General features: G+C 39.9%; 11 protein-coding genes. 7 read left to right on the forward strand and 4 right to left on the reverse strand.

Annotation, left to right across the window (positions count from 1 at the left end; all coding sequences use genetic code 11):
• Positions 1-51: 51 nt before the first annotated feature.
• A complete protein-coding gene (locus tag CRO21_RS12270; protein WP_097079603.1) occupies positions 52-993 on the reverse strand; it encodes an AraC family transcriptional regulator in 942 nt (313 codons plus the stop codon).
• Between the two features lie 191 nt (positions 994-1,184).
• Here CRO21_RS12270 and CRO21_RS12275 point away from each other — a divergent pair, with 191 nt between their 5' ends.
• Positions 1,185-2,402 (forward strand): alkane 1-monooxygenase, encoded by a 1,218-nt coding sequence (locus tag CRO21_RS12275; protein ID WP_097079604.1) that lies wholly within the window; start codon positions 1,185-1,187, stop codon positions 2,400-2,402.
• A 107-nt stretch (positions 2,403-2,509) separates the two neighbouring features.
• Here the strand turns inward: CRO21_RS12275 and CRO21_RS12280 are convergent, their stop codons facing one another.
• On the reverse strand, positions 2,510-3,694 hold the full coding sequence (locus CRO21_RS12280; protein ID WP_097079605.1) for a S1C family serine protease: 1,185 nt from the start codon (positions 3,692-3,694) through the stop codon (positions 2,510-2,512).
• A gap of 233 nt (positions 3,695-3,927) precedes the next feature.
• Here CRO21_RS12280 and CRO21_RS12285 point away from each other — a divergent pair, with 233 nt between their 5' ends.
• The 3 genes from CRO21_RS12285 to glyA all read left to right on the forward strand — a co-directional run bounded on the left by CRO21_RS12285 (position 3,928) and on the right by glyA (position 7,140).
• The gene (locus CRO21_RS12285) at positions 3,928-4,686 is read left to right on the forward strand and encodes a Nif3-like dinuclear metal center hexameric protein (protein WP_097079606.1); all 759 of its coding nucleotides are present in this window, start codon (positions 3,928-3,930) and stop codon (positions 4,684-4,686) included.
• Between the two features lie 251 nt (positions 4,687-4,937).
• The gene (locus CRO21_RS12290) at positions 4,938-5,564 is read left to right on the forward strand and encodes a superoxide dismutase (RefSeq protein WP_097079607.1); all 627 of its coding nucleotides are present in this window, start codon (positions 4,938-4,940) and stop codon (positions 5,562-5,564) included.
• 322 nt (positions 5,565-5,886) lie between these two features.
• Positions 5,887-7,140 (forward strand): serine hydroxymethyltransferase, encoded by a 1,254-nt coding sequence (glyA, locus tag CRO21_RS12295; protein WP_097079608.1) that lies wholly within the window; start codon positions 5,887-5,889, stop codon positions 7,138-7,140.
• 123 nt (positions 7,141-7,263) lie between these two features.
• On the opposite strand, the gene CRO21_RS12300 is transcribed toward glyA, so the two are convergent.
• Positions 7,264-7,614 carry a hypothetical protein gene (locus CRO21_RS12300; RefSeq protein ID WP_097079609.1) on the reverse strand — a complete coding sequence of 117 codons (351 nt, stop codon included), beginning with the start codon at positions 7,612-7,614 and terminating at the stop codon, positions 7,264-7,266.
• Positions 7,615-7,718: 104 nt separating this feature from the next.
• Here CRO21_RS12300 and CRO21_RS12305 point away from each other — a divergent pair, with 104 nt between their 5' ends.
• From CRO21_RS12305 to CRO21_RS12315, 3 genes are all read left to right on the forward strand, one after another.
• Complete coding sequence (locus tag CRO21_RS12305) at positions 7,719-9,152, forward strand: aminotransferase-like domain-containing protein (RefSeq protein ID WP_097079610.1); 1,434 nt, start codon at positions 7,719-7,721, stop codon at positions 9,150-9,152.
• A 108-nt stretch (positions 9,153-9,260) separates the two neighbouring features.
• Positions 9,261-10,034, forward strand: a complete 774-nt coding sequence (locus CRO21_RS12310) for a DODA-type extradiol aromatic ring-opening family dioxygenase (protein WP_097079611.1) — start codon at positions 9,261-9,263, stop codon at positions 10,032-10,034.
• A 234-nt stretch (positions 10,035-10,268) separates the two neighbouring features.
• The gene (locus CRO21_RS12315) at positions 10,269-11,036 is read left to right on the forward strand and encodes an META and DUF4377 domain-containing protein (RefSeq protein WP_097079612.1); all 768 of its coding nucleotides are present in this window, start codon (positions 10,269-10,271) and stop codon (positions 11,034-11,036) included.
• Between the two features lie 110 nt (positions 11,037-11,146).
• Here the strand turns inward: CRO21_RS12315 and CRO21_RS12320 are convergent, their stop codons facing one another.
• Positions 11,147-12,682: a flavin-containing monooxygenase gene (locus tag CRO21_RS12320; RefSeq protein WP_097079613.1), complete on the reverse strand. Its 1,536-nt coding sequence runs from the start codon at positions 12,680-12,682 to the stop codon at positions 11,147-11,149.
• Positions 12,683-12,695 lie beyond the last annotated feature (13 nt).

Here is a 12,695-nt window from a genome sequence, read left to right on the forward strand (position 1 = left end):
ATAGAATGAATAATAATATTGGCTTTAAGGCGAATCTGATAAAAATCGGTATTATTGCTGATCCAGATGCTGTTGACGGTACTGGGTTGGACTAAATGAAAACTGGCGTTTAAAGGCCTGACTAAAAGCGGTTTCTGATGAGTAACCGACACGTTCGGCGATTTGATGAATATGTAAGGCACTTTCACGTAAATAGCGACTGGCCAAGCGCAGTCGATGTTGAGCCAGATAGGCAAGAGGGGGTTCGCCCATAATCACACTAAAGGTCTCGGCAAACTTGGAGCGTGACATACAGGACACTTGTGCCAGATCTGCAACGGTCCAAGATTTTTCCGGTTCGCCATGGATTGCAGCCAGTGCATTAGAGAGTTCGGGATGGGTTAATGCACTGAGCCAGTTGCTTTGATCATCATTGAGCTGTTCGATATAGTCTCTTACACCTTCAATGAGCAAGATGCCTACCAATCGATCAATCAAGGTATCTCGTCCTGGACGAATACGTTCGGTTTCCAGTGCAAAAAAACTCAAACCCACTTGTAACCATGGTGGAGCACCTGTACCCATGGCATTGTGAATACGCATTAATTTGGGTAAGGCCTGCATCAGTGGACGTGCCATGATACTGTCCATATGGCAACGAATACATAATAATAAATTTCGGGTCCGCTGATTTTCCTCGCCTACATGCAAGACATCATGACGATGTCCGGAAAATAAGTGACTGAGTTCCGGCGAATCTGGGTTTAGTGTTTGACATGATGTAGCAGAAAAGAAATGTGCTTTACCAGTTGGGATAATAATAATATCACCAATCTCTAACTCTACACACTGGTCTGTGTGTACACATAAATGAGCAGATCCGACCAGTAAGATATAAATCATACACTTATCTTGCTCTGCCATCTGGAATTGCCAATTTCCTCGGGGCTGTAAATAAAAATATTCAACTCGACTTAAGTGAATATCATCAAAAATTTTACTTAATGCGTCCATAGGCTCATACAGATTTGTGCAACAAATTATGGAATAAACGATAGAACCACAATAAGCAATAAAAATTTAAAAATACATAGCATTACAAGCCAAAAAGAGCATCACAACGTTTTTTTGGACGATCAAAACTGTTCGTACACTATGGAATCAGCCAGTATAGAAGGGTAGAAATCAAGAGTGGAAGCCAGAAGATGAATGCTCCAGCGAATTTAAAAGTTGTACAGGATCAGACAACTGAGAAAAATCAACATATCGACAAGAAACGTAAATTATGGCTATTAGGACCGGCCTTGCCTGTAATCGGTATGGGCATTATGCTTAGCTACCGATTTGCGCCAAAACCTTTAAAGCCTGTATTTGCTTTAGGCGGACCAATTGTACTGCATATCGTTATTCCAACAATTGATACCATTATTGGTAAAGATCCAAGTAATCCAGATGCGGAAGCGATCAAGCAGCTGGAAAATGATCCTTATTATATGAAATTGGTCAAATCCTTTATTCCATTGCAATATGCCACAACCATTTATGGCACATATTTGGCCAGTCGTGAAGAAACACCTTGGCACCATCGAATTTTACTTGGAATTTCCCTCGGTGCCATCAGTGGTATAGCGATCAATACTGCACATGAGTTGAGCCACAAAGCAGATCGCACTGATCATATCCTATCGCATTTGGCACTAGTCCCTACGGGCTATAATCACTTCCGCGTGGAGCATCCCTATGGTCACCATAAACGTGCTGCAACTCCGGAAGATCCGGCATCGTCACAAATGGGCGAAAGTTTCTATGCCTTTTGGCCAAGAACGGTATTTGGTTCATTAAAATCTGCGATAGAAATCGAAACACAGCGCTTAAAACGTAAAGGTAAGCAATTTTGGTCAACAGACAATGAGTTGTTACAGGGATGGGCAATGAGTGCAACATTCCATGCCACGATGATTAAGATTTTTGGCAAACGTGCCATTCCTTTTCTTGCCACACAAGCATTTTATGGCATCAGTTTATTTGAAATCATTAACTATATTGAACACTATGGTCTATTGCGTCAGAAAAAGCCTGATGGTAATTATATGCGTACCATGCCGGAACATAGCTGGAACAATAACAATATTGTGACCAACCTGTTTTTATATCAATTACAACGTCATTCAGATCATCATGCTTATCCAACCCGACCATTTCAAGCATTGCGCCATTTTGATGAAGCACCTGAATTACCAAGTGGTTATGCCAGTATGTTATTACCTGCAATGATTCCACCATTATGGTTTAAGATGATGGATAAACGTGTATTTGAACACTATAAAGGTGATTTGAGTAAGGCAAATATTTATCCAAAACGTCGTGCCAAAATTTTTGCAAAATTTGGTCTGCGTGATCAGTCCAAAGAGGAATTGGCATAATTCTGACCATACAACAATATTCAGTAGATCAATATTGTTATAAGCAATTTGTTTTTATACACAAAAAAGCTGAGTCATCATGACTCAGCTTTTTTATGTTTGACGTTCTAGCGTTGACTTTGTGGGACAGGCAAGAACTGGGTATTTTTATTTTCTGGGCGTTCAGAAATTATAATCTTGATGTTCAATTCTTTGCCATCACGTTGAATGACTGCCGGAACTTCGCTATTTGGTTTCTGACTGGCCACATAGGAAATTAATTGATTGGCATTGCTAATAGAATGTCCGTTAATTGAAATAATAATGTCACCTTTTTTGATCCCTGCCTGAGCAGCCGGACCACTTGGTAAGACACCCATCACTTGAACACCTGTTTTACTCTCCAGATTTAACTCATCGGTTGGGTTGAGACCTTTGACTTCAATGCCTAGCCAGCCACGAACCACCCGTCCATCTTGCAAAATGGAATCTAATACCTGCTGGCAAATTTGTGCAGGAATAGCAAAACCAATGCCGAGAGAACCACCAGTTTTTGAAAAAATTGCAGTATTGACCCCAATCAGGTTACCAGCCACATCAATTAAGGCACCGCCAGAGTTTCCGGGATTAATTGCTGCGTCAGTCTGGATAAAATCTTCGTAGGTATTAATGCCTAGACCGGTACGGCCTGTTGCAGAAATAATCCCTTGGGTGACTGTTTGTCCAACCCCAAAAGGATTACCAATTGCCAATACTACATCACCGACTTCATTACCGCTAAGTTTAAACGGCAGAACAGGCAGTTTTTCCAATTCGATTTTAATCACAGCCAGATCGGTTTCGGGATCTGTACCAATCACGGTTGCTTTGGCTTTACGACCATCATGCAGGCCGACGATAATTTCATCTGCGCCGGCAATCACATGGTTATTCGTTAGAATATAACCATCTGGACGCACAATTACGCCCGAACCCAGACTATTTTGATCTTCTGGTTGCAGTTGATCGGGAATTTGATCACCAAAAAATTCTCGTAAAAATTGTTCATTAATGGGTAGGCTTTGTTGTTGTGAGACTTTTTGTAAGGTGAAAATGTTTACTACAGCAGGTGCAGCAACTTTCACTGCACCACTATAAGAAACAATGCCGCCACTACGTGTGGTATCAATCAAGGGCGCAACTTTTTCTGCGGGCATTTTTATCCCATCAGCGGCAATGGGTGGCTTTGGCACTTGCAGTTTTTGCCAAGCAATAAAGCCCGCGATCACCAATACCAATAAAATCCAAGGTAACACCACAAATATACGGCGCACAGCTTAATTCCTCAAAAGTCTTTTAGCAGTCAATAAAAAAGCAAAGTTTACAAGTTGTTATAGTCTAATCCAAATTCAGTAATTTCTCACGATAGATCAAGCACATTTTGTAACACTTTGGTAAAATTAGGGCATAGAAAAACTCGGTAAATTCAGCAGCTTTTACATTAAAACCCTGTCTAGTCTATGCTAGCATGTTGTAAATCTTTTAATTTTTTGGAAGCAAAAGTGGTATGGCAAAATTAGTCGATATAGTGAAATGGTGTGACCAGACCTTACAATCTCATCAATTTAAAGATTATTGTCCAAACGGCTTGCAAATTGAAGGATGCACAGAAGTCGAAACTTTGGTTAGTAGTGTGACTGCCTCTTTATCAGCAATCGAAGCAACACTTGATTTAAAAGCAGATGCGCTAATTGTTCATCATGGTTATTTCTGGAAAGGCGAGCCAAGCCCTTTGACAGGATTAAAAGGTAAACGAATCAAACAACTGATGCAGGCCGATGTATCTTTGATTGCCTATCATCTGCCACTCGATGCGCATACTACATTAGGTAATAATGCTGCACTGGCAGATTTACTGGGTATCCACATTACTGCTGCACTTGATCCACAAGAGCGGTTCCCGATTGGTAACATCGGGACATTGTCGCAACCCCTATCACCGCAAGATTTTGCAAGTTTGTTAGCGCAGAAATTGGGACAAGTACCTGTCCATATTGCAACCGATAAAGAAAGTATCCAGACCATCGGATTCTGTACCGGTGCAGCACAAGACTTTTTATATAAAGCTGCACAAGCAGGCTGTGATGCTTATTTATCTGGCGAGGTGAGCGAGCGAACCTTTCATGAAGCACAGGAATATCATCTGGATTATTTTGCTGCCGGACATCATGCCACCGAACGCTATGGCATTCAGCGTCTTGCCGAAGCAGTTGCCAAAACCTTTAATTTAAGCTATCAATATATTGAGCTGAATAATCCAATTTAAACTGTATTGGATAGAGAAAATCTTTTGGAGATAAAAAGTCTTGACCTTAACTTAACTTGAGGTTTTATACTTGTTCAGCAATATTTTGAAGAATTGTAAATCACATTAGACAATGTCTTGGTGTATGTTTAAATGTTATACACTTATTGTATATTGTGATTTAACCACGCTAAAAATTGTTGAATTTTTAGATTACAATGTCTGCGTTAAACAACTCATCAACTTACCCAGCTATACGCAAGGAAATTGAAATGACAACGATTACTTTACCTGCATTACCTTATGCTTATGATGCACTTGAACCGCATATTTCTAAAGAAACTTTAGAGTATCACCACGACAAACATCATCAAACTTACGTAACCAATTTAAATAACCTGATCAAAGGTACAGATTTAGAAGGTAAAACACTGGAAGAAATCATCACAGCTGTTGCGGGTGATGCGTCCAAAGCGGGTGTTTTCAATAACGCAGCACAAGTATGGAATCATACATTTTACTGGAACTCTATTGCACCAAATGGCGGTGGTAAACCAACTGGCGCAATTGCGGCAAAAATTGATGAAGCATTTGGTTCTTACGAAAAATTTGCAGAAGAGTTTACTGCTGCTGCAACCACTCAATTCGGTTCAGGTTGGGCATGGTTAGTGGCTGACGAAGTAAACGGTAAATTATCCATTACCAAAACTTCAAATGCAGATACACCACTTGCACATGGTCAAGTTGCTGTATTAACGATTGATGTATGGGAACATGCATATTACATCGATTATCGTAATGCACGTCCAAAATATATCTCAACTTTCCTTGAAAGTTTGGTGAACTGGGATTATGCAAATGCCAAGCTTGCTGGTCAGCCTGCTGGTGTTGAAAAATAAATCATTATTTTAATTGAAGTGATCTTATCGGTTACTTTGGTTAAGTCTGGCCTAAAACATTTTATGTTTTAGGCCTTATTTTTAAACGCAATCATGACAACAGTGTTAAATTTTTGTCTTAAACCCACTTTTATCTAATGTTTGCTATAGCCACGATATCATTGTGTGCTTAAGTTAAAAGGTTAGTACTCAATTTTTAAAAACTGAAAGAATTTCATGTTGAATTAAATAAATATCAGTCTGTGCAAATCACAACTTCATGTTACAATGTGCGCCAATCAAAGTACGGCTATCAATGCCTTAAAACATAGGAACATCGCTAATGTTTGCCAATATTTCTCTTGCTGAATTTGATCCAGTATTAGCTAAAGCTATCGATGCTGAAGACAAACGTCAAGAAGCGCATATTGAGTTAATTGCTTCAGAAAATTATTGTTCTCCGGCTGTTATGGAAGCTCAGGGAACCAAGTTAACCAATAAATATGCAGAAGGTTATCCTGGCAAACGCTATTATGGCGGCTGTGAAAATGTTGATATTATCGAACAATTAGCGATTGATCGTGCAAAAGAATTATTTGGCGCAGACTACGCAAACGTACAACCACATGCCGGTTCACAAGCAAACGCTGCGGTATATCTGGCACTATTAAATGCAGGTGATACTGTGTTGGGTATGAGTTTGGCACATGGTGGTCATTTAACGCATGGTGCAAAAGTCAGCTTTTCAGGTAAAACCTATAATGCCATTCAATATGGCTTGAACCCGGAAACTGGTGAAATTGATTACGAAGAAGTAGAACGTCTAGCTGTTGAGCATAAACCACGTATGATCGTTGCAGGTTTCTCTGCCTATAGCCGTGTTGTAGACTGGCAACGTTTCCGTGATATTGCTGACAAAGTTGGCGCGTATTTATTTGTTGATATGGCACATGTTGCAGGTTTGGTTGCTGCGGGTGTTTACCCAAGTCCGGTACAAATTGCAGATGTGACCACAACAACAACACACAAAACATTACGTGGTCCACGTTCCGGTTTGATTCTGGCCAAAGCCAATGAAGAAATTGAGAAAAAACTTCAATCTGCGGTATTCCCGGGCAATCAGGGTGGTCCTTTAATGCATGCCATTGCTGCCAAAGCAGTATGTTTTAAAGAAGCCATGACACCAGAATACAAAACCTATCAGCATCAAGTGGTTAAAAATGCACAGGCGATGGCACAGGTATTAATCGAACGTGGCTATGACATCGTGTCCGGTGGTACAGACAATCACCTGTTCTTATTGTCATTGATCAAACAGGATGTGACTGGTAAAGATGCCGATGCATGGTTAGGTGCAGCGCACATTACGGTTAATAAAAATGCCGTACCGAATGATCCTCGTTCCCCATTTGTGACTTCCGGTATTCGTATTGGTACACCTGCGGTTACGACACGTGGTTTCGGTGAAAACGAAGTTCGTGATCTGGCTGGCTGGATTGCCGATGTACTGGACAGCAAAGGTGATGAAAAAGTAATTGCTGATGTAAAAGAAAAAGTTTCAGCAGTCTGTGCAAAATTCCCCGTATATGTAAACTAATTTATACGCAGATCAAGTAATTGGTCTGCTCAATAAAAAACCGACGATTAACTATCTGTCGGTTTTTTATTGTCTATTCGTTGTATCCAGCAAAATTATTAATATTTAAAAATGCCTTAATACTTAAATCCCTTCAAATTGAAGATGATCAGGCTTAATCGTGGTATTAGGATAAGAAAAATCTATGTTCAACTGCTTTTGTTGATATTTGCAATCGACCTGCATGGTCTGTAATCGTGAAGTCACAGGATTATCCATACTGCTTTTTCTCGGTTCATAGTGATAGGAAATCAGATGTTGGCTTGAAAATTTTGCATCATCGACTGTGCTCAAATGGAAGCTGTCTATACCATTCACAAATAAATAATTTTTGGTCATGCTACGACAAATCTGATCCTGTTTAAAGGCTTTTGGGTTCACATCATGGCAAGCTGTTATTAAAAATAAGCTATTGATTAATATTAGATATTTCATTTCTAAATTTCCCCATTTCTTAACTTCTGTATTGAAGGGTTAGCTTAGAATAAAATTATGTTAGGATACAGATACAATCATCGCTAAATAATGGTTACAGATAGATGCATAAGCAGGGATTTAAATATCAAAAGCTGGCGGTACACATCGAACACCAAATTACCAGCGGGCAACTTAAAAATGGCGACAGATTATGTTCAATTCGTGATTTTTCCAAACGACATGCCATTAGCCTAAATACGGCCAAAGCCTGCTATCAGTTACTTGAAGCCAAGGGATTAATCTCAGTTAAACCCAAATCAGGTTATTTTGTACAATATCAACCGCATCAGACGGCTGATAAAAATGCGAATTTTTTATCCTATCCACGTCAGGTTTCCAATCTTGAATTATTGGTTGAAATCCAGCAAGCAGCAATTTCTGCCGATCAGGTTCATCTTGGTACGATTCAGATTGATCCAAAATGGATTCCACTGGATAACTTGCGCCGTTCACTCAATCGTGCCATCAAGCATTGTAAGCCTGAAGATTTTTTACATTGTGATCGACAGGGACATATACAGCTTCGTACAGCATTGGTCGAGTTGTGGCGGGAAGATGGTATCTATATCCCGACCGAACAGGTGTTTATCAGTTCGGGCTGCATGCCGGCTTTGGCATTACTGATTCAGGTATTAAGCCATGAAAAAGATAGTATTATTGTTACCAGCCCAACTTTTAATGGACAGTTGCAACTAATTGCCAATCTGAAACGTAAGATTATTGAGATTCCGGCCTCATCACGGGGTATTGATCTTGAGAGACTGGAACAGGTGATGCAATCGGGGCAGGCGAAATTATGTTTATTGACTGCAAATTTTCAGAATCCTTTGGGTTATTGTCTCAGTCATCAGGAAAAACAACACATTGCAAAGCTGGCCGAAAAATATCAGTGTTTTATTCTGGAAGATGATGTATTTGCAGAATGTGGTTATCAGGTGCAACGTCCTTTGCCCATTAAATATTGGGATCAGGCCGGTTATGTGATCTGGTGTGGTTCAATTTCAAAATCATTGTCCCATGCCTATCGTATCGGCTGGTTTTGTCTTGGTAAACAGGCGATGGCTTTTAGCGCTAAAATATTAACTCAGAATCAGATGGTCAACACCCCCTTGCAGCTTGGGTTGGCAGATTTTATTTACAGTAAAGCCTATCGGGAACATTTATCTCATCTGCATCATATCCTTCAAACGCAGGTCAGGGCATATATTGCGTATATTCAGGCGACTTTTGCCGAATTACTGCTGGAATGTCATATGCCTACGGGTGGATATATCCTCTGGTTAAAGCTAAGACCGGAAATTAATAGTGTCGAGTTATATCATCAGGCAAAAGCCCATCAGATCAGTATTGTACCGGGACTGGTGTTTAGTGAAGATGGCAAACATCAACATTATATTCGTCTGAATGCCGGGCATATTCTAGATGAGAAAATGAAACAGGCCATTACGACATTGGCACAATGTAGTCGGATGTTGTATTTACAGCATATATTTTAGAATGAATAAACAATTCGTTGATGTGTTTAGATACAAATAGATTTTTAAAATCGGCAAAAATATGTTTAAGTAATACGTTTTTAAAATTCAGGATGTGTTCAAGCCTTTATGTCCCTAAATATTTTGCCCGGTTTATTTATATCACATGGCTCGCCCATGTTAGCTTTACAGCCTGGACAGGTTGGAGCAGCATTTGAGCGGATTAGTCATAATCTACCCAAACCCAGAGCAATTGTGGTGATGTCCGCACATTGGGAAGATATTGTGTTGGAAGTTAGTACAGCAACACGTCCAAAAACTTGGCATGATTTCAGGGGCTTTCCCGAGGCACTGTATAAACTGCAATATCCTGCACCGGGCGAACCTGAATTGGCAGAAGAAATTATCCAGCGTCTCCAGGACTCAGGATTCGAAGCCCATGCCAATGCCATGCGACCACGAGATCATGGGGTGTGGATGCCGTTATTACATATGTATCCGGAAGCAGATATCCCGGTAATCCAAATTTCATTGCCAAAATTTTATACGGCCAGACAAATTTATCAATTGGCAGAATCTTTGGCTTATCTACGTCAGCAACAGGTGCTATTGATTGGCTCAGGGAGCATTACCCATAATTTGGCCGAACTTCGCTGGCAAGAACAAAGTGATGTGCCGCTCTGGGCCAGTGAGTTTCGGAACAAAGTAGCCAGTCTATTACAAAATAGTGATTATGAAGCTGTCTTAAATTGGAAAAATTTACCTTATATTCAAAAAAATCATCCGTCTTTGGAACATTTGAGTCCCTTATTTTTTGCGATGGGCACCGGAAAACGTATGAGCGTAGTGCATTCCAGTTTTAGTATGGGCACACTGGGCATGGATTTATATCGTTTTGATTGATTTTTAATAGACTCGATGTGTATAGCAGGGAAGGCTGTACATGAGCAATTCTCTATCATATCTCTATTATATTCTTTGCCAAACTTTTTGCGAATAATTATTGTTAAAAAATGCTAAATATATGACGCATATTAATTTTATTTTACAAAAAGAAACTGGTCAAAACAAAAAGGCATTATATTTTTTTCTGCAATGGTTATATCTTAACAGGCTAAATAAATTAGAGTCGATGTTATGAAATTAAAACTTATTGCTGTGCTTAGCTTGTCTTTAGCCGGTGTATTGACAGCCTGTCAATCCAATCAATCTACAACCACGTCATCACAAAAAGAAGCGATACATGTGAAGCAGCATCTACAACAAACTTTGCAGGGATATACCTGGTCATATCAGCCACAACAAAATATGCCACCTATTGTACTGAACTTTCAGGATAATCGGATGAGCATTTATAGTGGCTGTAACCGCATGGGGACTGACTTTAGCCTGAATCAAAACACACTTAAAACAGGTAATGTCATCAGCACTAAAATGGCTTGTGAACCTGAGCGCATGAAACAGGAACAATTTGCAGCATCATTATTCCAGAATCGTGAATTGACGCTTAATCTTAATACAGCAAATCCAGATCAACCGCTCCTAACAGTTCGCGGTGCAGATGGTCAGCAATATCAGTTTATTGGAACAGCAACACCTGAAACAAAATATCAAGGACAAGGCGAGATTGTCTTTCTGGAAGTTGCACCAGAAACCAAGGCATGTGTTGGTGTCGCAGTACAGCAATGTTTGCAGGTACGGGAAATCAAATACAATGCGCAGGGATTAAAAACAGCAACCGGCAATTGGGAACTGTTTTATGGTCAGATTGAAGGTTTCCAGCATGATCCAAAGTTACGTACCATCATTCGTACCAAACGCTTTACTGTAAAAAATCCGGCAGCTGATCAATCCAAATATGCCTATGTGCATGATATGACAGTAGAACAGGAACTGGTGAAATAAGCGCTTAGCATTTATATAGAATATTTGTGTCAAGGTAGTTGAATCAAAAAAGCATATATCTTTTAGGGATATATGCTTTTTTTAATTGATGGTTAAAACGTCAAATATCGCTAGGCGATATTTAATTGTGGTGCGGTTTTTGCCTTTCTTAAAATAAATGCTTTTTTATCAGGATTTTGGGTCTCCAGCCAGTATTTCCATGTATAACCCGGCCATAAACTAAAGTTTTTACCTTCTGCATTGGTGTACCAGCTATTACAACCGCTACTCCATACCGTATGGGAGAGATCTTTTTGTACTTTTTGGTTAAAACGATCCTGCACATCAGTCTTGACTTCAATGCTGTCTGCACCTTGTTTTTTCAAAATATTCAGTATTTTTAAAATATATTCAACTTGTGCTTCAATCATAAAAATAATCGAATTGTGCCCCAAACCGGTATTCGGTCCAACCAGCTGGAATAAATTCGGAAAGCCTTTGGTCAATACACCATAATAGCTTTCGGCATTGTCTTTCCAGTCCTGCATCAAATCATGACCATCTATGCCTTTACATGGAAAATCTTTCATATAAATACGTGGGTCAGTGATAAAGCCCGTGCCATAAATAATGCAATCAATTTTGCGAGCCTTACCATCACTGCTGATAATGCTATCTTCGGTGACTTCCTGAATGCCATCAGTCACCAATTCCACATTTTTACGGTTAAAGGTCGGGTAATATTTGTTTGAAATCAGAATCCGTTTACAGCCCATAACATAATCAGGGATTAATTTTCTGGCAATTTCCTTGTCTTTGACCTGATAACGGATCCATGCCTCGACCAGTTTTTGCCCATACTTCATGATCTCGGGTTTAAAAATAGGTACCACTCTGGACTCATTACTCCAATACAGGCGGGCACGATGAATCTTTCGCAGCAATGGCACTTTGTTAAATAAGGTTTTGCTTAGATTGGAATATGGACGCTCATCACGTGGAATCACCCAAGCCGCACTACGCTGAAATACATACAGTTGTTTAACCAGAGTGGCAATTTCTGGAACATACTGGATTGCACTGCCACCGGTGCCAATTGAAGCAACTGTTTTGTTTTTCAAATCATAGGTATGATCCCACTGTGCAGAATGGAAAACTTTACCTTTAAATTTTTCTATGCCTTTTATTTTCGGAATCTGTGCAACATGCAGTGGTCCGGAAGCCAGCACCACAAACTGTGCCAGAATAGGGGATTGGTCTTTAATCTCCAGTCGCCACTGGGTATTTTGTTCCTGATAATATGCACCAATCACTTCCTGATTAAAGTGGCAATAAGATCGTAATCCAAATTTTTCTGTAGTATCCAAAATATAGTCATGAATTTCATGACAATTGGCATAGCGTTTTGACCAGTCGGTTTTTGCAGCAAAAGAAAATGAATACATATGCGATTGCACATCACAGGCAGCACCGGGATATTTATTTTCACGCCAGGTTCCACCGACTTCACTGGATTTTTCCAGAATCATGAAATCTGTATAGCCTGTTTGTAACAGACGGATTGCCATTGCCAGACCACCAAAACCGGAACCAATGATGGCAATTCCTGTTTGCCGTGTGGTGTTTGAGACTGATGTGACTTGTTGTTTTTCAGCCAAAGTTGCCATAGGATGACCTACC

It is taken from the genome of Acinetobacter puyangensis, from assembly GCF_900096995.1.
Taxonomy (GTDB): domain Bacteria; phylum Pseudomonadota; class Gammaproteobacteria; order Pseudomonadales; family Moraxellaceae; genus Acinetobacter; species Acinetobacter puyangensis.

Excerpts from the sequence above, each read along its gene's own strand:
- glyA (WP_097079608.1), top strand. The coding sequence starts at position 5,887 with ATGTTTGCCAATATTTCTCTTGCTGAATTTGATCCAGTATTAGCTAAA.
- CRO21_RS12275 (WP_097079604.1), top strand. The coding sequence starts at position 1,185 with ATGAATGCTCCAGCGAATTTAAAAGTTGTACAGGATCAGACAACTGAG.
- CRO21_RS12310 (WP_097079611.1), top strand. The coding sequence starts at position 9,261 with ATGTCCCTAAATATTTTGCCCGGTTTATTTATATCACATGGCTCGCCC.
- CRO21_RS12270 (WP_097079603.1), bottom strand. The coding sequence starts at position 993 with ATGGACGCATTAAGTAAAATTTTTGATGATATTCACTTAAGTCGAGTT.
- CRO21_RS12290 (WP_097079607.1), top strand. The coding sequence starts at position 4,938 with ATGACAACGATTACTTTACCTGCATTACCTTATGCTTATGATGCACTT.
- CRO21_RS12300 (WP_097079609.1), bottom strand. The coding sequence starts at position 7,614 with ATGAAATATCTAATATTAATCAATAGCTTATTTTTAATAACAGCTTGC.
- CRO21_RS12305 (WP_097079610.1), top strand. The coding sequence starts at position 7,719 with ATGCATAAGCAGGGATTTAAATATCAAAAGCTGGCGGTACACATCGAA.
- CRO21_RS12285 (WP_097079606.1), top strand. The coding sequence starts at position 3,928 with ATGGCAAAATTAGTCGATATAGTGAAATGGTGTGACCAGACCTTACAA.
- CRO21_RS12315 (WP_097079612.1), top strand. The coding sequence starts at position 10,269 with ATGAAATTAAAACTTATTGCTGTGCTTAGCTTGTCTTTAGCCGGTGTA.
- CRO21_RS12320 (WP_097079613.1), bottom strand. The coding sequence starts at position 12,682 with ATGGCAACTTTGGCTGAAAAACAACAAGTCACATCAGTCTCAAACACC.